Origin of the sequence: Paraburkholderia sp. CI3, from assembly GCF_050436505.1 — a bacterium.
Taxonomy (GTDB): domain Bacteria; phylum Pseudomonadota; class Gammaproteobacteria; order Burkholderiales; family Burkholderiaceae; genus Paraburkholderia; species Paraburkholderia tuberum.
In genome coordinates this window covers 3,929,661-3,954,734 of record NZ_JBNDMI010000004.1, presented here as the reverse complement: position 1 = coordinate 3,954,734, position 25,074 = coordinate 3,929,661, and the positions used below count along the sequence as shown (strand labels likewise).

At 63.8% G+C, this 25,074-nt stretch carries 14 protein-coding genes and 2 pseudogenes; 9 read left to right on the top strand and 7 right to left on the bottom strand.

What is annotated here, in order from left to right; all coding sequences use genetic code 11:
* Nucleotides 1-584 precede the first annotated feature (584 nt).
* The 4 genes and pseudogenes from OKW29_RS39620 (at nucleotide 585) to OKW29_RS39605 (ending at nucleotide 4,048) form a co-directional block, all read left to right on the top strand.
* Nucleotides 585-1,712, top strand: a complete 1,128-nt coding sequence (locus OKW29_RS39620) for a lactonase family protein (protein ID WP_429294705.1) — start codon at nucleotides 585-587, stop codon at nucleotides 1,710-1,712.
* Between the two features lie 516 nt (nucleotides 1,713-2,228).
* Nucleotides 2,229-2,828, top strand: coding sequence for an acetate uptake transporter (locus tag OKW29_RS39615; protein WP_429294704.1), 600 nt, complete (start codon nucleotides 2,229-2,231; stop codon nucleotides 2,826-2,828).
* Nucleotides 2,818-3,411 (top strand): annotated as a pseudogene (locus OKW29_RS39610) (AMP-binding protein); the annotation flags it as partial. The gene OKW29_RS39615 and the pseudogene OKW29_RS39610, both read left to right, overlap by 11 nt.
* Before the next feature lie 343 nt (nucleotides 3,412-3,754).
* The gene (locus OKW29_RS39605) at nucleotides 3,755-4,048 is read left to right on the top strand and encodes an AMP-binding enzyme (RefSeq protein ID WP_429295013.1); all 294 of its coding nucleotides are present in this window, start codon (nucleotides 3,755-3,757) and stop codon (nucleotides 4,046-4,048) included.
* A 155-nt stretch (nucleotides 4,049-4,203) separates the two neighbouring features.
* On the opposite strand, the gene OKW29_RS39600 is transcribed toward OKW29_RS39605, so the two are convergent.
* The gene (locus OKW29_RS39600) at nucleotides 4,204-6,258 is read right to left on the bottom strand and encodes a sigma-54-dependent Fis family transcriptional regulator (protein WP_429294703.1); all 2,055 of its coding nucleotides are present in this window, start codon (nucleotides 6,256-6,258) and stop codon (nucleotides 4,204-4,206) included.
* A 310-nt stretch (nucleotides 6,259-6,568) separates the two neighbouring features.
* Here OKW29_RS39600 and OKW29_RS39595 point away from each other — a divergent pair, with 310 nt between their 5' ends.
* The 4 genes from OKW29_RS39595 to OKW29_RS39580 all read left to right on the top strand — a co-directional run bounded on the left by OKW29_RS39595 (nucleotide 6,569) and on the right by OKW29_RS39580 (nucleotide 13,213).
* The gene (locus OKW29_RS39595; RefSeq protein WP_429294702.1) at nucleotides 6,569-8,095 is read left to right on the top strand and encodes an aldehyde dehydrogenase family protein; all 1,527 of its coding nucleotides are present in this window, start codon (nucleotides 6,569-6,571) and stop codon (nucleotides 8,093-8,095) included.
* Nucleotides 8,096-8,467: 372 nt separating this feature from the next.
* The gene (locus OKW29_RS39590) at nucleotides 8,468-8,719 is read left to right on the top strand and encodes a PAAR domain-containing protein (RefSeq protein ID WP_090803518.1); all 252 of its coding nucleotides are present in this window, start codon (nucleotides 8,468-8,470) and stop codon (nucleotides 8,717-8,719) included.
* 41 nt (nucleotides 8,720-8,760) lie between these two features.
* Nucleotides 8,761-12,609: a type VI secretion system Vgr family protein gene (locus tag OKW29_RS39585; protein ID WP_429294701.1), complete on the top strand. Its 3,849-nt coding sequence runs from the start codon at nucleotides 8,761-8,763 to the stop codon at nucleotides 12,607-12,609.
* A gap of 1 nt (nucleotide 12,610) precedes the next feature.
* Nucleotides 12,611-13,213 carry a hypothetical protein gene (locus OKW29_RS39580; protein ID WP_429294700.1) on the top strand — a complete coding sequence of 201 codons (603 nt, stop codon included), beginning with the start codon at nucleotides 12,611-12,613 and terminating at the stop codon, nucleotides 13,211-13,213.
* 174 nt (nucleotides 13,214-13,387) lie between these two features.
* Here OKW29_RS39580 and OKW29_RS39575 read toward each other — a convergent pair.
* The 6 genes and pseudogenes from OKW29_RS39575 to hemC form a co-directional block, all read right to left on the bottom strand.
* A pseudogene (locus OKW29_RS39575) lies at nucleotides 13,388-13,582 on the bottom strand (diguanylate cyclase domain-containing protein); the annotation flags it as partial.
* Between the two features lie 379 nt (nucleotides 13,583-13,961).
* Nucleotides 13,962-15,701 carry a SulP family inorganic anion transporter gene (locus OKW29_RS39570; protein ID WP_429294699.1) on the bottom strand — a complete coding sequence of 580 codons (1,740 nt, stop codon included), beginning with the start codon at nucleotides 15,699-15,701 and terminating at the stop codon, nucleotides 13,962-13,964.
* A gap of 114 nt (nucleotides 15,702-15,815) precedes the next feature.
* Nucleotides 15,816-16,844 (bottom strand): SDR family oxidoreductase, encoded by a 1,029-nt coding sequence (locus OKW29_RS39565; protein WP_429295012.1) that lies wholly within the window; start codon nucleotides 16,842-16,844, stop codon nucleotides 15,816-15,818.
* A gap of 257 nt (nucleotides 16,845-17,101) precedes the next feature.
* On the bottom strand, nucleotides 17,102-18,292 hold the full coding sequence (locus OKW29_RS39560) for a heme biosynthesis protein HemY (protein WP_429294698.1): 1,191 nt from the start codon (nucleotides 18,290-18,292) through the stop codon (nucleotides 17,102-17,104).
* A gap of 2 nt (nucleotides 18,293-18,294) precedes the next feature.
* On the bottom strand, nucleotides 18,295-20,286 hold the full coding sequence (gene hemDX, locus OKW29_RS39555) for a fused uroporphyrinogen-III synthase HemD/membrane protein HemX (protein WP_429294697.1): 1,992 nt from the start codon (nucleotides 20,284-20,286) through the stop codon (nucleotides 18,295-18,297).
* The gene (gene hemC, locus OKW29_RS39550) at nucleotides 20,286-21,284 is read right to left on the bottom strand and encodes a hydroxymethylbilane synthase (RefSeq protein ID WP_429294696.1); all 999 of its coding nucleotides are present in this window, start codon (nucleotides 21,282-21,284) and stop codon (nucleotides 20,286-20,288) included. The genes hemDX and hemC overlap by 1 nt, the downstream gene beginning before the upstream one ends.
* A gap of 544 nt (nucleotides 21,285-21,828) precedes the next feature.
* Between hemC and ppc the strand changes: the two genes are divergently transcribed.
* The gene (gene ppc, locus OKW29_RS39545) at nucleotides 21,829-25,074 is read left to right on the top strand and encodes a phosphoenolpyruvate carboxylase (protein WP_429294695.1); all 3,246 of its coding nucleotides are present in this window, start codon (nucleotides 21,829-21,831) and stop codon (nucleotides 25,072-25,074) included.

The following is a 25,074-nucleotide window of genomic DNA, read 5'->3' as shown; positions in this document are numbered from 1 at the left end:
CCTTGCTGCCCTACAGGAGGCCATCGTCAATCTGTTCGCCCCGAAGGGCTTTTCAAGTCAAGGCCGAAGGTAGTCCATTGGCAGCACTGATTGGCGGATCAGTCATACCTTGCCGGGATTCAACGGCATCGGGAGCACCGTCAAAAAATGTTCATGGTCAAGCGGCCCAGATGGACTATATACAAACGAGGGGCGGCGAATGGCTGTAGGTCCAACGAAAACCGCCCTTGACTCAGGTCCGCGAGAGCGGCAGTCAAGCCGAACGGAGATGTATGACGCCGAATAGTCGCGACCTGTCTTTTCCCACATAAACCGGTCAGTGGATTGCAGCGTTAGCATCATTGCCGGGGGCGACGCGCTCCCGGCCAATCCACCGCTGCCCGATGTTCCCTGTTCGACCTCCTTAACCACCGTTAGTAAACGCGACAAGGGGTGAAGTAATGAAACAGCTCGCGAACTGGGTAACGCTCTTGCAGGTCTGCCTGTAGCCCAATTTATCAAGGACGTAACGTACAGCTACCTGCTCTGCCCACTCGTCCATCCGACGTCACCCGTTCGCTCGTCGCCCATGCAAGGAGTACGCCATGTCATTTATCACGTGCCGTTTAACGTTTCTATTGCGAACCATCGCGTTCGCGACGGCGTTAGGATTCGCTTCAATCAGCATTGCGCAAGCCGATTCGGAGGTCGATCCGCCAGGAGCGGTTTACGTTCTGTCAAACCAGCCGTCCGGGAACTCCGTTCTTGTCTATTCGCGGGCTGCCAACGGAATACTCACCTATGAAGCCACGTACTCAACCGGCGGCCGAGGAGCAGGCACAGGAACCGATCCGCTAGGCTCGCAGGGTTCGCTGACGTTGCAAGGGGGCTTTCTGTTCGCCGTGAATGCCGGCAGCAATGAAGTTTCGCTGTTCGCGGTCGACGGCAGCAAACTGACGCTGCTCGACAAAAAACCATCGGGCGGTCAAATGCCCGTCAGCGTGACAGTCAAGGGGCCCATCGCGTATGTGCTCAATGCCGGCGGCACACCGAACGGCGGCACACCGAACATCAGTGGCTTTATCGTCGACGCGTTTGGCAAGCGTCTCGTTCCGTTACCGGGTTCACAGCGACCACTTGCCGGCGGAAACCTCGCCCAGCCCGCGCAAGTGAAGTTTGCGCCGGAAGGCAACGAACTGCTCGTGACCGAAAAGGGCACACAATTCATTGACACGTATTATGTCGGCTTCACCGGTTACGCCTCGACTCCAACCCGCCATAGGTCAAACGGCGTCACGCCGTTTGGCTTTTCCATCACGACCCGGGGTTATGCGATCGTCTCCGAGGCCGGGTCTGATTCGGTTTCCTCATATGAGGTCGAGGACAGCAAACATCTGACTTCCATCAGTGCAGCAATTCCCTTGGGCCAGAGCGCCCCTTGCTGGCTTGTCACCACGGGCGATGGACGTTTTGCCTACACGGCCAATGCCGGTAGCGGCTCGATCAGCAGTCTGCGGATCGCGGCGGACGGTACAGTACGCTTGCTCAATCCGACTGCAGGCACACTCAGCGCTCCCCTTGACATGGCGCTCAGTGGTCACAGCAAATTCCTCTACGTTCGTGAAGGTAACGGCGCTGTAAGTGGCTTTCGCGTGATGCCAGACGGAACACTCGAGCCACTTGGCTCAGTCACCGGCGTACCGTCGGGGGCACAAGGGATCGCGGCGCGCTAGAAACATCTCCCACGCGCTCGGAGATGTGCACGTGGGATCATGCTTTCGTATCCCTGTATCGGCAGCCTTCGCGCAAGAACGTTGCCGGTACCGCTGAGCACCCGCCGTCCACCTTGATCCGATTGAAATCGAGGCTCCCGGTCAAGCAGGTGTTAGGTGAGTCCAAACGGGCGACGGTGAGCGAGTCGAATCCCATCACTTTCTTCTGCCCAACCGACGCTCGAACGCCATTGACCCGCTTTCGATCACGTTCATACGGGTAGCGACACGCCGCGTCTATCTGGCGGTCATCCTCCAGCCAGATCAGTACCATCCGATTCGGCGAGCGGCGCAACGCATCCTACACTTAAGTTGAACCGCGCAGGCTTGCACGTGGCTGCGCCACAAATTGGGCCGAACGCATATTGCGCTGATGGCCATCGATAGCGAGCATGGCGCGGTCGCGTTCGGCGGCGACCGAGGGATTCGTATCGCCTCCGGATATGTCTCAGAGGCTAACCACCAAGGAGGCGGTTTATGAACAGTAAGTTAGCCAACCCGGCGCCGCTCGGGCTCGCTGGATTCGCATTCACCACATGGATGCTCAGCATGGTGAACACCGGCTGGTTCGACAAGGATGCCTTGGGGCTCGTGCTGGCGCTAGCGTTCGCTTTCGGCGGCACGGCGCAGATGATCGCGGGCGTGCTCGAATTTCCACGCGGCAATACGCTAGGCACAGTGGCGTTCCTCAGTTACGGCGCCTTCTGGTGGTCCTTTGCGCTGTTTGTCGCGTTCCTGGGCACCAGGGTGCCTGAGGCCTTCATCGGCTGGTATCTGTTTGTGTGGGGGGTCTTCACGTTCTACATGTGGATCGGCTCGCTGCACACGAGTACGTCTGTGCAACTGGTGTTTCTCTCGCTGTGGATCACTTTTCTGCTGTTGGCGATCGGCGCATGGACAGGTATGGGCGTTGCCAGGCGGGCCGGCGGCTATGTAGGCTTGATTACCGCTCTACTGGCGTTCTATGCGTCGGCGGCGATGGTGATCAACGAAAGCTTCGGACACACCGGTCATCGTCAACGACGCCCTCAAGGCGTTCCGCGGCAAACGTGTCGAGCCCGTGCAGATGCCCGCTGAGGCACCGCTATTCCTCATGTATTCGAGCGGTACCATGGGCCGCCCCAAGGGGTGCCAGCACTCCATTGGAGGCTATCTCGCCTACGTCGCCTGGACATCGAAATACATCCAGGACATCCACCCCGAGGACGTGTATTGGTGCATGGCCGACATCGGCTGGATTACCGGTCACTCCTACATTGTCTACGGCCCGCTCGCGCTCGCGGCCTCGTCGGTCGTGTACGAAGGCGTGCCCGTCTACCCCGATGCCGGGCGACCTTGGCGAATTGCCGAAAACCTCGGCGTCAATATCTTCCACACGTCGCCGACTGCGATCCGCGCACTGCGGCGCAGCGGACCGGACGAACCCGCGAAGTACGGCTATCACTTCAAGCACATGACGACCGTGGGCGAACCCATCGAGCCCGAAGTCTGGAAGTGGTATCACCGGTCTGTCGGGAAGGGGGAGGCCGTCATTGTCGACACGTGGTGGCAAACTGAAACGGGCGGGTTCCATTGCAGCACGGTGCCGGCGTTGCACAAGATGAAGCCCGGCAGTGCCGGTCCGGGCATACCTGGCATTCATCCGGTGATTTACGACGACGCCGGTAATGAACTTGCAAGCGGTTCCGGCAAGGCGGGCAACATCTGTATTCTCAATCCGTGGCCCGGCGCGTTTCAGACCATCTGGAGGGCCCCGGAGCGCTACGTGAAAACGTACTATGCCCGCTACTGCCGGGATCCCAGGAGCAAGGACTGGCGCGACTGGCCCTACATGGCGGGAGACGGTGCTGTCGACGCTGCGGACGGCTACTTCCGGATTCTCGGTCGCATCGACGACGTGATCAACGTCGCCGGCCATCGCCTCGGTACCCGGCCATCGCCTCGGTACCAAAGAAATCGAGTCAGCCGCCCTGCTTGTCCCCGAAGTCGTCGAAGCGGCTGTCGTGCCGGTCGCCGACGAGATCAAGGGCAGAGTGCCCGAACTGTATGTTTCGTTAAAGCCCGGGGTGGAAGCCTCGGAGGAGCTTGCAAAGCGGGTCACAAACTCGGTGGTCGATCGGATCGGAGCCATCGCGAAGCCGCACCGGGTGGTCATTGTTCCGGACATGCCCAAGACCCGGTCGGGCAAGATCATGCGGCGCGTGCTCGCAGCACTTTCAAACCATCAAGACCCCGGAGACGTATCCACGCTGGCTAACCCGGAGGTCGTTGACAGTCTGCGGGAGCTCGTGAAGTAATGGGGGCTACGTCCATGATCATCACGCAGCGCGCGCGGCCGGCGGGCGGGCGGCCATCCGGCGCCGCAGCCTTCGTCACCCATGTGACTCGACTCATAGGGAAAACTGGCCGGTCACCGCGGCCATTATCGATTGGTCCTGCGAAAACTCCCGCGTCAATCCTTTTCCGCCACCCGCCCCGGCTGCACAGCCGGCATCCTGCGATAGATCGTGTTCCGCGAGACCCCGAGCGCACGCGCTGCGGCAGACACGTTTCCGCCATAGCGCGCCAGCGTCATCGCAACCACAGAGGTGGCAACATCCTGCAGCCGAGCACCGTCGGGCAGCGGCGCATCGCCAGCAGCAGGGGCATCCGTAGCCGAACCGGCCGAAATGGCTGAAGAGCTCGAAGCAGCCGACGCAGCAGAGTCCCCCTGTCCAACCTCGCCATCGCCGCAACCCGCGCCCCCCACATCATCCAAAAAATCATCCGGCAAATGCTCCCACCGAATCACCCCATCCTCATCCACCATCGCCGCCGCAGTCCGCAGCAGATTGGCCAGTTGCCGACAGTTACCCGGCCACGCATGTCGGCCGAACACCGCCATCACATCAGCCGCAACGCTGAGCGCCTGCCGCCCCCCGCTTTCGACTGATTCCCACTGCAACATCTTTTGAACGACGACCGCGAGATCGCTCCGCTCACGCAACGCCGGCAAACGAACCGCAAGCCCGTTGATCCGATAGTAAAGATCCTCACGAAACTGGTTCTGCGCGATCATCTCGCGCAAGTTGCGGTGGGTCGCGCAAATAATGGAGACATCGACAGGAACCGCCCGCGTCGCCCCAAGCGGCGTCACAACCCGCTCCTGCAAAACACGCAGCAACCGCACCTGCAACGAATACGGCATATCCCCGATCTCATCGAGAAACAGCGTGCCTCCATTCGCCTGCATCAGCTTGCCGATCGCCCCTTTCCGCCGCGCTCCGGTAAACGCACCCTCTTCATACCCGAATAGCTCAGATTCGATCAGCGACTCCGGAATCGAAGCACAGTTAACCGCAACAAACCGCCCATCACCTCGCGGCGAATCGTTATGAATCGCCTGCGCGAGCAACTCCTTGCCGGTACCGGTCTCGCCGGCGATCAGAATCGGAATATCCTTGCCGAGCACCTTGCGAACCTTCGCGATCAGTGCGGACACACGAGCATCGCCGGTATCGAGATCGCTGAGCCGCGACAGTCCCGCAGCCGGCTGACGCGCGTTTGCGCATACCGGTCGCGGTGCGGCGACACCTTGCACATCCACCGCCCCATGCCCCAGCCCAAACGACGCCCGCCTGAACTGCCCGCGCGCGCAAACCACCGCACCGTTGTGCAAATTCAGCATCAGATGCGGCGCAACGCCATGCGTCAAACGATCGATCAATTGCGCATACGAGATCTGAAATAGCGACGACAGCGTATGCGCGCGCAACGCAGCGAGCGACAAGCCCAACTGAAACTGCGCACTTCGATTCGCGGACAGAAAGCGACCATCATCGGTAAACGCAATGATCCCTTCCATCAGCGTGCCGAGAAACTCAGGACGTCCGTGGAAAGACACTTGCAGCACGTCGCGAAACGCAGTCGAAAACAGATGGTTCTCGATCATCTGCACCGACATTTTCGCGAGTGCCGTCGTGTGCTGGTGATAGCTGCGGTGGTCGCCCGTCACGTCGAGCACGCCGATCAGATCGCCGTACGGATCGAGAATCGGCACACTCGAACAGGTCAGGAAGCGGTTAGCAGCCAGATAGTGCTGGTCCCCATGAACGACCATCGCGCATCCCTCGGCCAGCGAGGTACCGATCGCGTTGGTCCCCTGACGATCCTCGGCCCAGTTCGCGCCAGGCCGCAGCGCCACTTTTTCCGCGCGATGCAGAAAGTCGTCGTCGCCGATCGAATGCAGGATCAACCCGTCCGCGTTGGTCAGCACGATCATGCTTTGCGTGTTGACGATCTGCTCGCGCAGCGTCTCCATGACCGGCATCGCATGCGCGCACAGCACCTGGTTCTGTTCGCGCTTCAGCACGAGGCCCGTGTGGGACAGAATGTCGTAATCCGGCCGGATCGATGCGCGCAGGCCGAACGTCTCGGAGCGTTCGTGGGCTTTCTGGATCGCCGGTGCGGGCCAACCTTTGGAGCGGTTAGCCGCCGCCACGCTGAGCGGATGAACGTCGTCGCGCATTGTCTCCTCCTGAATGCGCCCGGGTCGTGCCGGACGCCTTGATGCGTGTCAACAGAATACTCCCTTTGTCAGTCCGCCCGACGCGTGCGGCGACCCCGCGCGGGCCCGCATCCTTGATCTGCGTCAGCGTCGGCCGGATCTGCGGCGTTTCTGAACACTCGCAGCCCGCGCAACTGTTCCGAAACGGAACACTTCCGCCATGAAGCTCACCGCAATCCCTGAAATATCCCACTTCGATGCATTGGTACGGTTCGTGCCTGATGTGGTCCCGCGCAGTCACCCGATCACCATCACAAAACGGAGACAAGTGATGAATCCATTTGACCTGAAAGCCCTCGGCATCGACATCGAGTATCCCTATCGCCAGCGTTACGAAAACTACATCGGCGGCAAGTGGGTACCGCCGGTCGGCGGCGACTATTTCGACAACGTGTCGCCGATCAACGGGCAGCCGTTTTGTCGCGTGCCTCGTTCGAGCGCTGCCGATATCGACCTCGCCATCGACGCCGCGCACGCAGCGCGCCGCAAATGGGCGAAGACGTCGGTGACAGAGCGCGCGAACCTGTTGCTGGCGGTGGCCGAGCGCATGGAGAAGAACCTGAAGCTGCTAGCGGTCGCCGAGACGATCGACAACGGCAAGCCGCTGCGCGAAACGATGGCCGCGGACCTGCCGCTCGCCGTCGATCATTTCCGCTATTTCGCGGGCTGCATCCGCGCGCAGGAAGGCGGCATCTCGGAGATCGACGACAACACGGTCGCTTATCACTTTCACGAGCCGGCTGGGGTGGTCGGTCAGATCATCCCGTGGAATTTTCCGCTGCTGATGGCCGCATGGAAGCTCGCGCCCGCGCTCGCGGCCGGCTGCTGCGTCGTGATGAAGCCGGCCGAGCAGACGCCGGCTTCGATACTCGTGCTGATCGAACTGATCGGCGACCTGTTCCCCGCCGGGGTCATCAACATCGTCAACGGCTTCGGCAAGGAAGCGGGCGAAGCGCTCGCCACCAGCAAGCGCATCGCGAAGATCGCGTTCACCGGCTCGACGCCGGTCGGCAAGCGCATCCTGCACGCAGCCGCGGACAACCTGATCCCGTCGACGGTCGAACTCGGCGGCAAGAGCCCGAACATCTTCTTCGCCGACGTGCTCGATCGCGACGACGCGTTCCTCGACAAGGCGCTCGAAGGTCTCGCGATGTTCGCGTTGAATCAGGGCGAGGTGTGCACGTGCCCGTCGCGCGTGCTGGTTCAGGAGTCGATTTACGAGCGCTTCATCGAGAAGGCGATCGCGCGTGTGGAACGCATCAAGGCTGGCCATCCGCTGAACCTCGAAACGATGATCGGTGCGCAGGCATCTCAGCAGCAGCTCGACAAGATCCTGTCGTATATCGACATCGGCCGGGACGAAGGGGCGCGGTGCCTCGTCGGCGGCGAGCGCGCAACGCCTGGCGCCGGCCTCGGCGAGGGTTTCTACGTGAAGCCGACGATGCTGTTCGGCAACAACGATATGCGTGTGTTCCAGGAGGAGATCTTCGGGCCGGTCGCCTCGGTGATGACGTTCAAGGACGAACAGCAAGCGATCGAACTCGCGAACGACACGTACTATGGCCTGGGCGCGGGCGTGTGGACTCGCGACGGTACCCGCGCATACAAGATGGGACGCGAGATCGAGGCGGGACGCGTGTGGACCAACTGCTATCACCTGTATCCGGCGCATGCGGCCTTCGGTGGCTACAAGCAGTCGGGGATCGGGCGCGAAACACACAAGATGGCGTTGTCGAACTATCAGCAGACGAAGTGTCTGCTGGTCAGCTATCAGGCGGAGGCGCTGGGGTTCTTCTAAGCGAAGGGCGCGTCGTCTATGGACGGCGCGTGCCGAAGAATGCAGCCGTGCGGCGTGGTGGCCGCTCCGGCTGCATCAATCGATGCGAAATCACGAAGTCCCCACAGACCTCAGTCCGCCTCGACTTCTCCGCCAAAGCCGCATTCCGTCATCAGTCTTTCTAAAGCCGGAAGCATCGGCTCGCGAGCGCGCTGTTGGCAGGTTCATCCGGGGCCTCGGCGCATGGGGGATGCTTCTTCTGGAAGCTGTGAGATCCCGTTCGCCCGACAAATCAAACAAATTGCCTACATAGGCTAAAAATTCATCCAATTCCGAATGCTCCTGGTTGCCCCGCTCCCGATACTGTCGTTCGCAGATAACAAGGGATGACCGATGAAGAACGGCAACGGCCAGCCGATGATCCGGCTCGCAGACAAGACGACGCACGACGGCACGGTCATCGAGGCCGCGACAGACCTCATGCACATGGGCATCCCGGTTGCACTCGATGGACACGGCGTCGAGTGTCCGAGGTGTGGCGGTGTCTATCCGATCATCGCGACCGGCCAGCGAACCCACAACGGCAAGCGGGTCAGCCATGCCGGCGACAGGACGGGCTGCGGCGCGATCCTGATCGCTTCATGATCGCTTCCCGATTGCCACGAAACACCGAGCTCCTTGCACGCATGGTCGAACCCGCACAGGACCGCACGCTAGGTCTTTCCAGTGACGCACTACCCACGTGGGGCAATGAGCCTTTGCTGGCTCCGCTCCGCCTGCGCGGCACCGAATCCCTAGGCAAGCTCTATCGATACACGCTCGATGTGGCGACGATCGAAAGTCCGACGCTCGGATTGTGGCAAGCACAGGAACTGGTCGTACCCGATAACCTGATTGGCAAAGTCATCGACATGTCGATCGCGTTCGACGGGAACGGATTGTTCGGTCAACAGGAGTTGGAACCCGGTGACGTGGCACACGCGGGCGCGGGCCGCCGCACGATTTCGGGCCTCGTCACAGGCATGAAACAGACCGGCACCGACGACCGGCGCGCCCATTACCGCTTCGTCGTGCGCCCCTGGCTGTGGCTGGCCACGAAGAACCGCGAAGGCAGGATCTTTCAGGACGCGAGCGTGGTGGACATCACCGACCGGATACTCAAGGAGCGGTATCACTTTCCGGTGGTGATGGAGTTGGGCGCGACCGGTCTGTGCGAAGGCTACCCAAAGCGGGACCATGTCCGGCAGATGTGGGAATCCGATTTCGAATTCCTCACGCGGATCTGGAGAGAATGGGGAATCTACTATCTGTTCGACGGAATGACGCTGGTACTGTGCGATTCGCCCGGCTCGCACAAACAGCACGACAACGGCTACGACACTATCCGCTATCGCGCGCCTGACAGCCGGCACGTCGACGAAGAACACATTCACAGGCTCGAGGTCTCGCGTCAGATCACGACGGGCAAGGTCAGTCTGATCGACTACGACTACACGCGCCCCGGCATGCACTTCGAGGGCGAGTACGAGAGCTTCAGCGAACGGGCCTTCGACAACATCGAGCAACACGGCTGGGGCGACTACTCGCAACCGCTCGCCGGCGCGACGGGATTGTCGGGTAGGCGAAACAACTTCCGCAATGAAGCCGAACACCTCGCGAGCGTGCGCGTCGACGCAATGCGCTGCCACCGGCTACGTCTGAAGGGCCGAGGGAATCTGCGCGGCCTGACAACCGGGAAAACATTCTGGCTCGACAACCATCCGCAATGCGACATCAACGCCGAGTGCCTGGCGGTATCGACCACACTCGACATTCGCAACGCGCCGCAGAACACACAGCCGTCCGGTAACGACACGAACGACGCGTTGCGCCGGTGCGTGACCAGCTTCGTGCTTCAGCCTGCCAATACATTCTTCAGAAACCGCCCGAAGAAAAAGCCGCGCTGCGCGGCGGAAACGGCGATCGTGGTTGGGCCCGAGCACCTGCCGATCTGGGTCGATGGATACGCGCGCGCCAAGGTGCGTTTCGTGTGGGACCGGCTTGGCCCGAAAAACGAGAGCGCCAGTTGCTGGGTGCGCGTGTCGTCGCCGTGGCAAGGCAATGGCTTCGGCGCGATCTATCCGCCGCGTGTCGGTCAGGAGGTCATGGTCAGCTACCACGAAGAGGACCCGGACAAGCCGTACGTATCGGGCCGGATGATCAATGGCTGGAACCAGCCGCCCTGGAAACTACCGGATAACCAGGCACTTTCAGGCGTCTTGAGCAGTGAGCTCAAAGGTGGCTGCGACGGCCAGACCAATCACGTCGTACTGGATGACACGCCGGGCCAACTCCAGGCACAGCTCGCCAGCGATCACGCACGCTCGCGCCTCGTGCTGGGCTACAACACGCGGGTCGTGCGCGAGGCCGGCCGACAGCAGGCACGCGGCGAAGGCTGGGAACTGGCCACCGACGCATGGGGTGTCGCGCGCGCCAACAGAGGCATGCTGATCACCACGGAGGCGCGTCGCGGCGCGACCGCGCCGGCAAAGGATCTCGGCGAGACCGTGGCGCGCCTCACGCAGGCGCGCGATATCCACGAGAACCTCGCGGGTCTCGCGCGGCAGTATGAGACACAGGAGCAACAGACCAGTCAAAGCGACGTATCGCGGGCCATCAAGGCGCAGAACGAGGCGATACGCGGCGTCGCGGCGCGTGCGGACCTTCCCTTCCCGCAACTGGGCGCACCCGACATGGTGCTGGCCAGCGCCGCGGGGGTCGGTCTCACCGCAGCGCAAAGCATGCACGTGGCGAGTATCGAACACATCGCGCTCACAGCGGGCGGACACGTCAGCATGGCGGCGGCGAAATCGCTGCTGGCGTCGGCAATCAACGGCGTGCGGGTGTTCACGCAGAATCTCGGCATCAGGCTCAAGGCCGCGTCAGGCAAGGTGCGAATCGACGCGCAGAGCGACGATGTCGAGATCATCGCGCAGCGGGTCGTCAGCATCATCAGTAGAACCGATTCGATCAATCTGATGGCCAGCAAAGAGATCGTGCTCCATGCGGGAAGCACGAAGGTGGTCATCAATTCGGAAGGGTACAGGGTCTATACGGATGGAGAGCATCGGGTCCATGCGCGTGGTCATCAAACCGACAGGCCAGCGGCGTGGCCTGTCAGTGTGCCGGTAACGCCCGGAAAGCCGGGCAAGCTGGCCGCGCATCATGTTCTGATCGAACACGATACGGGCTTTGCACTGCCGAACCAGCCGTACCGGATCACGCTCGACGATGGTCAGGTGATTCAGGGCGTGACCAATGCGCTTGGAGAAACGAGTCTCGTCACGAGCAATCTGCTTGCATTCGCGACGGTTGAATTGTTCGCCGCGAGTGAACCGGACAAGGTTATTGCGGTGAGCAGAGGCGCGGTGATCAGGGAGGCGAACGAGCCGTTTGCGGGCGCAGTGCCCAACGCCGAGAAACGCACCGCCAGGGTCGCAGGAAAGGCCGTGGCCTCTCCCAATCAAAGCGCGACGACGGAAGACAAGCCGCCCGAATTCGTTTCATGCGATCCGATGAACTTCGGTCTGCGCTTTCATCACTTCATCAACGTTGCGACCGAGGCTGATGCGCCGGCTGGTATATCGATGCGCAAGGATGTTGAATATCCGGTGACCAAGGCTTATACGGCTGCGATTAAAACCGCGTTGCAGGGAATCGATTGGGCCGGGGTGACGTGGCCGTTGACTTCCCGTTTGAGAGACATGATCCAGAATGCGGTCAGGTCGAAATTGGAAGACGCGCTTGCTGCCGGGCCCTTCGGATTGCCACGAAGCGATGCCGCCAACCCGAAAAATGGTGGTGCCATGCCAGAGCTTGTGATTGTCAATCCGCTGCGGGCAACGCAGTACGCTCTGCGACAGGATGTCAGCGCAGCGTTCATCGGTGGCGATTGGGTTATCGCCGTCAACGAGAGCGAGATCGCGTACATCGTCGAACTCGGGGGCCAGCCGGCCTCGCTGGATAGCCGTCTCAGGGCATTCGCCGACACGCTATATCACGAGTCTCGCCACTGCCAACAGTACTTCTGGATGGCTTCTTTGCTTCAGCACTTTCCGGACGACTACAGGGACCTGCCAAATGTCCAAACGTTGTATTGGTCGACGATGCTGCAAGAAGCCTATATAGCGGCTGGAAACACACCGCTACCCGACGATCATCGCGTTCACATCGGTCTGCACAGGATGCTTGTATTCCACTACTACTGGCTGACTTCTTACCTGCACGACAAGCCCGGCTGGGAGTATGTCAGGCGAGATCTCCCGCTTGCCGAAAGGAAAGTGTGTGACCTGCTGAACGTCTCTGCTGAAACAGCACGAAAAATGGCGCAATTCGAAACCGGCTACAGGAGCCAACTTCATGAAGAAGATGCCTACGCCTGCGCGGAGGTGGTTCAGGCGTACTGGCAGCATCCTGGTGATCCTCTCGTTCGCAATCCCGGTACATGCACAGCTCAGTACGCCGACGCCCTCAGGACCGTCGGGGCCAGGAGCTGAGATGAGACCGACTGTGACCGATGCTCAGCGCGACATGGCCTTCAGGATACTGATCACGGCAATGGCGATCCTGCGCGACGACCAGCCCTTCAATCCCGTGCATACGATATTCGGCAGCATTCTTGCGGCGCGACGAGAGCGCGGCGTGGTAGGCGTTACGGAGTATTCCTTCGTGAACCCGGTGTTGCCGGACACGCAAATCATCGTAGTTGTGGTACCCGATCCGCTCGACCCCTCGGCCGACCGCACGAAAATCAAGCAGGTCGTGAGGCGCTTCACGATCCGCTTCAATCCACTATTGACGGACATCAACCGCTCGACGCTGGAAGATCTCCTCCAGGTCGATATCGGCTACTGGATCGACGGCAAAGGCGAGCGGCGGCCCGGCAATGATATGGGAACCGTGCCTCCACAGATTCGTCTGCATCACTATCGCTATCGTGCTTCGAATCTGCCAACGAGCCGATTTCCGGTGGATGTCGAATTTGCTTTCGGCGACCCCGGCCCAAAGAATCCAGCTCCGGACGAACCCAAAACGCCGGTCCTGATGGACGTTCGCCTCAATCGTGACTATTCCGCGTTGAAACGGCAACACCGTGAATGAAGCCCGTCTTGAACAGCAGGTGGCAAAGCGCCGCATGTACAGAGACGACATCCGCATTTTCAGCTTTGCATGGACTCGCTTGCCACCACCCTGTTTCGCCCACCCGCCTTCGCGGCGGTACAGTCGCTGGTCCGCGACCGCAATCAACCCCTCGAGGTCAAGGCAGTTATCCGAGACACTCTCCGCCACCCCGATCGATATCGTGAACCATATCTCACGGCCTGGCGCGGTACGGGTTAATTGCGTCTCCTCAAGGACGCAGGCGTTGCGGGCGACGGCCTCGCGCACGCGCTCCGCAATCCGGGCCGCGTCGTCCGCGGTCGTATCGGGCAGCAGCACACAGAACTCCTCGCCACCCAGACGTGCCATCAGATCCCCCGGGCGCCCGGAGTACTGCCTGGAGCGAGGCATCCGGTGTTAGATCGAGCTGTGCTGTCCGGTCCGCAAGGAGCCGCTCGGCACTCTCGCGAAGAAACTGCAAGTGCTGCCTGTTATTGCGGACCGCGACATCGAGAACCCTCGCCTGAATCTCGAGCCGATGCGAACGGTTATCGAGCTCCCGGGCACGTACGAGAAAATATTGGTGTACAGCAAGAATCAACGTGACAACGAATACCACGGCGAAACACAGGATCACGGTATGCCGCGGACGTGAACTGGCGCGGTCCCAAACCGTTTTCGCAGGCGTTTTAGAAGCGGACGGCAGGCGCATGCCGGCTCTCCGGTGATCCAGCTCCAGGTCCCAATACTATTCCTTCCCAACCCCCTCGACATAGCTATCAACCGCACTGTTCACCGTCGGATGAAAGCACGCATCGCCAATCAGATCCGTCAACTCGAAGCGTCTGAGCTTGTCGCGAACCGGATCCTTCACCTCTGCAAAGTGCAGCGCGATCCCGCGCTCGTCGAGCGTGCGCGTCAGTTCCCGCAGCATGTCGGCGGAGGTGACGTCCACGCTCGTCACCGGTTCGGCCGCCACCACCACACGCCGCACCGGTGCCGGCGATTCGGCGACGGCTTCCAGCAGGCGCTCCTGAAACTGCTCGGCATTCGCAAAGAACAGCGGTGCATCCCAGCGAAACAGCACGAGCCCGGGGATTTGCTGGGCATGCGGATAGCGCTGCAAGTCGTGATAGCCGCGCAAACCTTCGACGCGACCGAGCACCGCGTAGTGCGGTCGCCAGCCGTCCCACAGAAATTCGATGACCGCGATCACCACCGCGAGGCAGATGCCGGGAATCGCACCGAACACCGCGACGCCGGCAAAGCAGGCCATCGACAGCCAGAACTCCCATTGCTGGATGCGGAAAATCCGCTTCAGGTCCGTGATCTCGAACAGACCGATCGCCGCCGCGATGACGACCGCGGCGAGCGCACTGTTGGGCAGGTAGCGCATCAGATTGGGCGCGGCCATCAGCAGCGCCGCGACCGCCAGCGCGCCGACGACGCCCGTCAGTTGCGTCTTCGCACCCGCCGCCTCGGCGACCGGCGTGCGCGACGAACTGCTGCTGATCGGGAAGCCGTGGAACAGGCCGGCCGCAAGATTGGCCGCGCCGAGCCCGACCATCTCCTGATTGGGGTCGACGCGGCTGCGAAAACGTGCCGCGAAAGTTCGCGACAGCACGCTGGTATCCGCGAACGAGATCAGCGCGACCGCGCAGCCGCCGAGCAGAATCTTGACCAGATCGGCATCGGTGACCCACGGCAGCGCAAAGGTCGGCAAACCTTGAGGAATCTTGCCGAGCACTTTCACACCAATGCTATCGAGGTGCAATGCGGTTACGCACAACGTTGCGACGATCACGGCGATCAGGATGCCCGGCAGCTTTTCGAAGCGCTTGAGAAACAGGATCAGCACGAGGCTTCCAGCGCCCACCGCGAAGCTATACCAGTTGGATTTGCCATCGGCGATAGCCTGCACGAGGCTCACGATGTCCCGCAATGGCCCGCGCTCTTCGATTGAGATGGCAAACAGTTTGGGCAGCTGACTGATCAGCACGGCGAGCGCAATGCCGTTCATATAGCCGTATCGAATGGGTTTCGACAACAATTCAGTGATGAATCCCAGCCGCAGCAAGCCCATCACGATACAGAACAGGCCGGACACGATCGCCATCATGCTGGCCGCCGCAATCGCGCGCGACGGGTCGCCCGCAGCGATTTGCACCACGACCGCCAGAATCGGAGCGGCGAGCGCGGAGTCGGGACCGAGCACGAGAATCCGGCTCGGACCGAACAGCGCATACGCCAACAGCGGAACGATCGTCGCGTAGAGGCCGTACACGCCAGGGACGCCGGATGCCTCCGCATAAGCGATCCCAACCGGCACCAGCATCGTGGTCAGTACCAGTCCCGCCGTCAGATCGTTCGGCAACCAGCTCAGCCGGTACGCCTTGAGCACCGTCAGTCCCGGCAGCCAGCGCATCCAGCGGCGCGCGCTGCTTACAGCAGTCTGTTCTTTGTGAGGAACTGGCCTGTCCGCGTCCATTTTTGGAATGTTCGTAGTCGAGGACGCCGCACCACGGTTTGTGGGCGGTACCGTCATTCGAAGGATAGTCCAGACATTCCGTCGGCGACAGGGATGAGGCCGACCGGCCGCGCATCAGGGCCGCTGGCGCCTCAGCAGCCACGCGACGCCCCCCGCCAGCGCCATCACTGCCGCGCCGTACACCGCATTGCGATGCCGATCGGTGAACATCTGCCAGCAGTACGCACGCGCTTCGTCATCGAAGCGACCATGCGAAGTGTAGTGGCCCGGCACCGGCTCGTAGAGATTCGCGGGCGCATCGGCGGGCAACGGTTCATCGGTCAATTGACCGTCGTAACCCGCCCGCGCGAGATAGCGGTCGAGCAGCGCCGGCGCGATCCGGTTCGCGAGGATCGCCTTGACCGTCGACCACCCGACCCACACCTGCCGCCGCCGATGGGTGGCCGCAAAGTAGATCGCCCGTGCCGCCACTTCCGGCTGAAACACCGGCGCCACCGGCCGTGCCCTGCGCCCCGTGCGATTGAGCGCCCAGTCGAATTGCGGCGTATTGACCGCGGGCAGATCGACCATCGTCAGATGGATATCGACTCCGTCGTGCAGCAACTCGGAACGCAACGAATCGGTGAAGCCGCGCACGGCGAACTTCGCGCCGCAATAGATCGCCTGCAACGGCACCGACCGGTACCCGAGCGCCGAGCCGACATTGACGATCGTCCCGTGCCCGCGCGCGCGCATCACGGGGAGCGCCGCCAGCATGCCGTTGACCTGCCCCAGGTAGGTCACCTGCGTGCCGCGTTCGACATCGCGCGCGCTGAGCGCCGACACCGGCGCAAACGCGGTCGCCATCGCGACGTTGACCCAGACGTCGATGCCGCCCCACTCGCGCTTCACACGCTGCGCCGCGCGCTCGATCGCGTCGGCATCGGCGACATCGGCCGGAATGGCGAGTGCGCGCACGCCATAGGTCGCGGCGATCTCCTCGGCGGCACGCGCGAGCCGTCGCGGCTCGCGCGCGATGAGCCCAACGTCATAGCCCTGCCGCGCGAATTCGGACGCGGTGGCGCGCCCCACGCCGGCACTTGCCCCTGTAATGACGACGACGCCCTTGCGCTCGACGTCGCCGCTGCGGGTCTCGGTTTGCACCGTCACAGCGTCGCTGGCCACTTTGAACACCTCCGAGGTTGCACATCCAGTGAGGTGGTGAAGCAAAGCGCAGTCCCGACGATTCGAGCTGGGGATCTGCGAATTGCGCGCGAGTCCAGCGCACGCTCGGCCGCCGGGACGCCGGCCGCCGGAACGCCGGCCGCCGGAAAAACAAATGGCCGCAGCGCGGGGCTGCGGCCATCAGGTAGCGGTTTCCGAGGCTTGCGCGCTTCAGCGCATGGCCGAAAACGCCGAACTCACGTCACGTTCATCGCCAACGCACTCTCGCGATAGTGCTGGCTCGCCTTGTCGGTATCGCCCAGTTGCTCGTGTAGACGCGCGAGCGCGCGATGCGAGCGGATCTTCAGCGTCTCGTTGTCGGCAAGCTTCAGCGCGCGTTCGAGGAACGACTGCGCCTTGCCCCACAACTGCTGATGCAGGCACAGGCGCCCCAGCGCGAACATCAGGTCCGCGTCTTCCGGCCGATCCTTCTGCCACGCCTCGGCCTTCTGGATCAGCGGCAACGCATCGCCGCCAGCCGTGTCCGGATAGCGTCGCAACAGGCGCGCATCCCAGTTCTGCGCGAGCGCCTCCTCGACGATCTTGCGCGCCTCCTGCGGACGGTTTAGCGCGACCAGCAGTTCGGCGGCGGTGTCGGCGAGGCGCGGCGAATGACGCTCGGTCGCCGACAGCGAGTTCCACAGTTCGAGCAGCGCGTCCGCATTGTGGCGACGATCGCGCAGCAGATTTTCCGCCGCCAGTTGACGCAGCCGCACCGCGACCGCCGGATGGATCGCCTCGCGCTTCTCCAGCGTCTTCACGAGCTTCAGCACTTCGCCCCAGTTCTTCAGCTGCTGCTGCGCGCGCAGCATGATTTGCTGCGCGTGAATGCGCCGCGCGCCCTGCGATTGCATCTCGGTCAGCGCACTGAGCGCGCCGTCGGCGTCGCGGCCGTCGGCGCGCATGTCGGCGGTGGCCATCAGGCGCGCGTCCTGCCAGTCGGCTTCGTCGATCTGCGCGAGCCATTCGTCGCGCCGCGCGTACTCATGCATGCGATGCGCTGCGGTCGCCGCGATCAAACCGGCCGCGCCCTTGTTGTCGCCATTCGTGAGCGCGTCCTTGGCGGCCTTTTCCGCGCGCGAGAAACGCCCCGCGTACAGGTTGCCGATCGCATCGCGCAACGCCGCGTGCGCCTTCGCGACACGCGCGCGTGCGCGGTACGCGGCGACGCGCTGCGGCATGCGCCAGATATTGCGGATGATGCGCAACAGCGCATAGAGCAGGATGAACAGCACCACCAGCCCGACGACGAACAGGTTCAGCGACATGTCGACGCGGTACGGCGGATAGATCAGCAGCACTTGCCCAGCGTCGAAGCGCCCGCCCACCGCGAGCACGACCGCGACGGCGAACAGCCCCGCGAGCCATAGGAGTCCCCGGATCGCCATGATTAACCCCGGTTCCGGTATTGATTGACGGCCTGCAGGCTCGTATCGAGGTTCGGCAGCGCGACCGCGGCCGAACCGGCATCCACCTGCTTGACCAGATCGAGGACCGTCTGCGTGTCTTTCGACGACGCGTCGAAGTAGCGCGTCAACGCGGACTGCGCCGCCTGCAGGTCGGACTTCAGCGTGGTCTGGTTGCGCGACAGCAGCGCGAGACGCGCCGACAGCAGACGCAGCTTCAGGTTCTCGCGCACGAAGTAGCCTTGATCCGGCGTGACCAGCATCGCGTCGGCGTTGTCGATACGGCGCACCTGCACGAGGCTCGTCAGCTGTTCGCCGATGCCGTGCGTGACCTCGTCGATCCACACTTCCCAGCGCGGCTTGCCGGTGGCCGCGGCCACCTTCGCGGTGTCGGCCCACGTGGCCGCATGCGGCGTGGCACGCGGAATCGGTGCTTCACCCGACAGCGGCAGGCCGTTCACGTGATCGATCGCGTTGTCGAGCTTGATCGCGAGGCCGGTCAGATCGGTGGACGGCGCGGCCTTCAGCTTGTCGATGTCCAGCGCGATCGCCTTGCGCACCGCGACCGCCTGCGGACTGTCCGACGCCGCGAGGCGCGTATCGGCGCTTTGCAACGCGAACAGCGCGAGCTGCGTATTGCCGGTCAGCTGCAACTGCTGGCTCGCCGCCGACAGCATCTGCCCGACTTCGGCGAGCGTCCAGTCGTCGCGATTGCGCGCGAGATCCGCGTATTGCTGTTGCAGTGCCTGCTGCGCGGCCTGCGCATCGGCGAGCTTGCCTTCGAGCTGCGCGACCTGCGAGTCCGATTGATGCACGGTGGCGAGCGCCTGGTCGATCTTGATGCGCAGCTCGTTGGTCTGGGTGTCGTTGGCCTGCTGACGCTGCGCGAGTTCCTGCTCGGTGCGCACCAGCTTGCGGTTCATCGCGAAGCCGCCCACGCCCGCCGCGCACGCGATGACCACGATGACCAACCACAGCAGCGGTCCGCTCGCGCTGCGGCGCTTTTGCGCTTCGTACGGCGTGAAGGGTGGGTTCGGCGGCAAGGCGGCGCTTGCGGGCGGCTGGGGTGAGGCGTTCGTGGATGCGTTCGTTTCAGTCATGCGTGGTTGAGCCGGGTTGGACGATACCGGTTGGACGACGGGAGGCACGGCGGCTGCGGCAACGAGGGCTCGGACTATGCGCTCGTCGCCCGCGCCGGACACCGTAATCCTATCAAAACCCAATGCCCGCGCGGTCTGCGCGATGCGCGGATGCGGCGTGACGAGCGGCGCGTGTTTGAGCTGCTCGATCTCGCCGGCGGTCAGATGCTCGTGCGCGAGTTCGTGCAGATTGCGTACGCCTTCGGAGCTGGTCAGAAGCCATGCGTGCGGCGTGCCCGCGAGCAGTTCGTGCACGCGCGCCCATGCGCCGATCGACGGCTCCGGCACGATGCGCCGGTAAGCGGCCACCGCGTCGACTTCGGCGCCGGCTTCACGCAGGCGCTCGCTCAGCCATTCGCGGCCGCCGTCGCCGCGCACGATCAGCACGCGCTTGCCTTCGAGGCCCGCGGCACCGAGTTGCGCCTCGAGCGCGGCAAACAGGCTCTCGGAGTCGAAGCTCGTCGATTCGTCGTCGGCGCCCGCCGCGGGGCTGATCACGCGATGCTCGGGCGCGCTGACGCCGTGGCGCGCGAGCGCTTGCACGCTGCCCGGGCCGACCACGCCGATCGGCAGCGCATGCGGCCAGATATCGTGCTGGCGCGCGAACGCGTGATCGACTGCGTTCGGCGACACGAACACGACGAGCGCGTAGCGTTCGAGCGACGCGAGCGCGGCGCACAACGGCGCGTCGTCGATGACGGGCGCGATGTCGATCAGCGGGAAGTCGAGCGACGCGAGTCCGGCTGCTTCGAGCCGTTCGACGAGTTCGCTCGACTGGCCGGCCGGCCGCGTGATCACGACCGTGAAGGGCGCCTTCTCGGGCGAGACGGCGGCCATCACTCGCTGGCCGCCGCGCCGGGCGCGGCCGCGGGACCGCTCGCCGTACTGAGCGCGCGGACGATGTCGAGGGCGCCCTGCTGCACGAGCGAGTGCGCCACTTCCTCGCCGAGCGCGAGCGCGCGCTCGACGGTGGGCGCCGGCGCTGACGCCTGCGCGCTCAGCACGCGCTGGCCGTCCGGCGTCGCGACGATGCCGCGCAGATGCAGCGCGCCATCGCCCCAGGTTGCGTAGGCGGCGAGCGGCACCTCGCAGCTGCCGCCGAGCGCGCGCGATACCATGCGCTCCGCTTCGACGGCCGCCGCCGTGTGCGGATGATGCAGCGGCGCGAGCCATGCGGCGAGGTCCGCGCGATCGGCGCGAATCTCGATGCCGAGCGCGCCCTGGCCCGCCGCAGGCAGACTGTCCTCGGGATCGAGCAGCGCGCGGATGCGATCGGCGAGACCCAGCCGCTTCAGCCCGGCCGCGGCCAGAATGATCGCCGCGTAATCGCCGCGATCGAGCTTGGCGAGTCGGGTATCGAGATTGCCGCGCAACGGCCGCACGTCGAGATGCGCATAGCGCATGCGCAGCATCGCCTCACGCCGCAGACTCGAGGTGCCGACCACGGCACCGGCCGGCAGCGCGGCGAGCGAGTCGTACTGATTGGACACGAGCGCGTCGCGTGGGTCCTCGCGCTCCATGATGGTGGACAGCGCGAAACCGGCGGGCAACTCCATCGGCACGTCTTTCAGCGAATGCACCGCGAGGTCGGCTCGGCCATCGGCGAGCGCGGCTTCGAGCTCCTTCACGAAGAGCCCCTTGCCGCCCACCTTCGACAGCGTGCGATCGAGAATCTGATCACCGCGTGTCGTCATTCCGAGGATTTTTACGTCACAAGATGGATATAATTTGTGCAGCGCACATCGCACATGCTCGGCTTGCCACATGGCAAGGCGGCTCTCTCGCGACGCAATCACAAGCGTGTGGGGTGGCGTGGAAAACGTCTCGGTGTTCATTAGCTTGCTGCTGGATGTCGGGATGGAATAACAATCAATGTTAGCACGCGCCCTCGTTCGCGCCCCTTGGTTCCAAGGCACGGCGAAGCGACGTGCGCAAGCGGCATCGACGGAGGAGACGGGCTTCGCGCCATGCGCGAAGGCCCCCATTCTGCGTTGTCACGTACGGTCGTTCGCACTGCGCGGCGGCATGCGGGATGATGCAATGCGGCGAACATGCTGAGGCGATGCCTGACGCGTGTTCGGTCCCAGCGCGGGCTGGCAGCCCGTGGCTCCTCTCTCCCTCGTCGGCGTCGCGCGATTCGGCAGCGCTCGTGTCGTACCACGTACGCGGTGCGGCACGCGCGGGCCCCGCTTCTAGTGGGTCGAGCAATCGCCGTGTACAGTCGCCGTTTCAAGTCTCCGTTGCAGTTGCACTAGCAGTCCGTCTTGTAGTCCGTTGCGTAGTCCCTGTTGCACGCAGTTCACGTTGCACTTGCTGGTGGCAGTTCCGCAGTCGCAGTTCATCAATCAACAGACCCTGGCTTTCCCGAGGAAACTCATCGTGACGTCTTCCGGATCGGCGCGCCCCGCCCGCCGCAACACTGCCTCGCCCACCGCTCGCCCGGCCGACGCCGCGGCGCCTGACGCCCTGTCCGACGTTGCCGCGCACGCCATATCGTCGAGCGTCGGTCAACATGGCGACACGCGCGCCGACCAGCGCGCCAGGCGCCGCGCCCTCGCCGCTCGCGCCACCAAAGCCCCGAAGGCCGCGCAGACCTCGGTGCCCGTCAAGCAGGACAAGGCGCAAAAGGCGTCGGAAGCCGGCAAGGCCAGCAAGGCTGAACAGGCCGCGACGTCGGCCACCGCGCGCAAGCCGGCCAAGGCCAAGGCCAAGGTCGATGGCGACGCAACACCCCCGCGCGCCGCGAAACCGTCGAAACCGAAGGACGTGCCGCCGGCTGAGTCCGCCGCCGCGACCACCGCGAAGAGCGGCGGCCGCACGCGCGAGGACAAGGACCACCCGCTGTTCCAGGACATCCGCTATCTCGGGCGTCTGCTCGGCGACGTGCTGCGCGAGCAGGAAGGCGAGGCGGTGTTCGACATCGTCGAGACGATCCGGCAGACGGCAGTGCGTTTCCGTCGCGAGGACGACAGCGCCGCCGCGCAGACGCTCGACAAGAAGCTGCGCACGCTGACGCCCGAGCAGACCGTCAGCGTCGTGCGCGCGTTCAGCTACTTTTCGCATCTCGCGAACATCGCCGAGGACCGTCACCGCAACCGCCGTCACCGAATTCACGCGCTCGCGGGCTCGGCCTCGCAGCCGGGCACGATCGCCCATGCGCTCGAGCGGCTCGCCGCGGCTGGTGCCGCCGCGACACCGGTGCTGCAGCGGTTTTTCGACGACGCGCTGATCATGCCGGTGCTGACCGCGCACCCGACCGAAGTGCAGCGCAAGAGCATTCTCGACGCGCAGCACGACATCGCGCGTCTGCTCGCCGAGCGCGACCAGCCGCTGACGAACCGCGAGCGCGCGCACAACGAAGCGATGCTGCGCGCGCGCGTCACGTCGCTGTGGCAAACGCGCATGCTGCGCGACTCGCGTCTGACGGTCGCCGACGAAATCGAAAACGCGCTGTCGTACTACCGCAGCACCTTCCTCGAAGAACTGCCGGCGCTGTACGCCGACATCGAGGAGGCGCTGAAGGAACATGGCCTCGAAGCGCGCCTGCCGCCGTTCTTCCAGATGGGCAGCTGGATCGGCGGCGATCGCGACGGCAATCCAAACGTCACCGCCGAAACGCTCGAAAACGCGATCACGCGTCAGGCCGCGGTGATCTTCGAGCACTACCTGGAGCAGGTGCACAAGCTCGGCGAGGAGCTATCGATGTCGAATGTGCTCGTCGGCGCGAGCGATGCGCTGAATGAGCTCGCGGCCATCTCGCCCGACCATTCGCCGCATCGCACCGACGAGCCGTATCGTCGCGCGCTGATCGGCATCTACACGCGGCTCGCGGCAAGCGCGCGCGTGCGCCTCGGCGAAGGCAGCGTGCCGCTGCGCAGCGCCGGCCGCGGCGTCGCGCCGGTCCGCGCGATTCCCTACGACGACGCCGCCGACTTCGTGCGCGACCTCCACGTGCTGATGGATTCGCTCGCCGAGCATCACGGCGCGCCGCTCGCCGCGCCGCGTCTCGCGCCGCTCGCGCGCGCGGCCGAAGTGTTCGGCTTCCATCTCGCGAGCATCGATCTGCGGCAAAGCTCCGACATCCACGAAGCGGTGATCGCCGAGCTGCTCAAGCGCGCCGGTGTCGAGGACGATTACGCGGCGTTGCCGGAAGCCGACAAGCTGAACGTGCTGCTCGCCGAACTCGCGCAGCCGCGCGCGCTGCGCGTGCCCTCCGCCGACTACTCCGAGCTCGTGAAAAGCGAACTCGCGGTGCTCGAGGAAGCGCGCATGACGCGCGAGAAGTTCGGCGCGCGCGCGGTGCGCAACTACATCATTTCGCACACGGAGACCGTTACCGACCTGGTCGAGGTGATGCTGCTGCAGAAGGAAACCGGCCTGTTGCGCGGACGCCTCGGCGACGAGCACGACCCCGCGCGCGCCGGCCTGATGGTGATCCCGCTGTTCGAGACGATCCCCGACCTGCGCAACGCGCCGCACATCATGCGCGATCTGATCGCGCTGCCGGGCATTAGCGCGCTGATCGAACATCAGGGCAACGAGCAGGAAGTGATGCTCGGCTACTCGGACAGCAACAAGGACGGCGGCTTCCTGACGTCGAACTGGGAGCTGTATCGCGCGGAGCTTGCGCTCGTGTCGCTGTTCAACGAACGCGGCGTGACGCTGCGTCTGTTCCATGGGCGCGGCGGCACCGTCGGGCGCGGCGGCGGCCCGACCTACCAGGCGATCCTGTCGCAGCCGCCGGGCACCGTCGACGGTCAGATCCGTTTGACCGAGCAGGGCGAAGTGATCGCGAGCAAGTTCGCAAATCCGGAAATCGGCCGGCGCAATCTGGAAACCGTCGTGGCCGCGACGCTCGAAGCGTCGCTGCTGCCGCACGACCACACGTTGGCCGAGCTGCCGGTGTACGAGGAAACGATGCAGCAGCTGTCCGATACGGCGATGGCCGCGTATCGCGCGCTCGTCTACGAAACGCCGGGCTTCAAGGAGTATTTCTTCGAGTCCACACCGATCGCGGAGATCGCCGAGCTGAACATCGGCAGCCGCCCCGCGTCGCGCAAGCTGCAGGATCCGAAGCAACGCAAGATCGAGGATCTGCGCGCGATTCCGTGGGGCTTCTCGTGGGGTCAATGCCGGCTGCTGCTGACCGGCTGGTACGGCTTCGGCAGCGCGGTCGCCGAGCACCTCGACAGCGCGCCGTCCGACGCCGAACGCGCGCGCCGTCTCGCGCTGCTGCAGAAGATGCACAAGAGCTGGCCGTTCTTTTCGAACCTGATGTCGAACATGGACATGGTTATCGCGAAGACCGACCTCGCGGTCGCGTCGCGTTATGCCGCGCTCGTGACCGACAAGAAGCTGCGCAAGCATGTGTTCGAGCGCATCGTCGCCGAGTGGGAACGCACGTCGAAGGCGTTGTCGGAGATCACCGGCAAGAGCGAGCGGCTCGCCGAAAATCCGCTGCTCGCGCGCTCGATCAAGAATCGCTTCCCGTACCTCGATCCGCTCAATCACCTGCAGGTCGAACTGCTCAAACGCTATCGCGCGGGCGACACGAATGCGCGCGTGCGGCGCGGCATTCATTTGAGCATCAACGGGATCGCGGCGGGGTTGCGCAATACCGGTTGA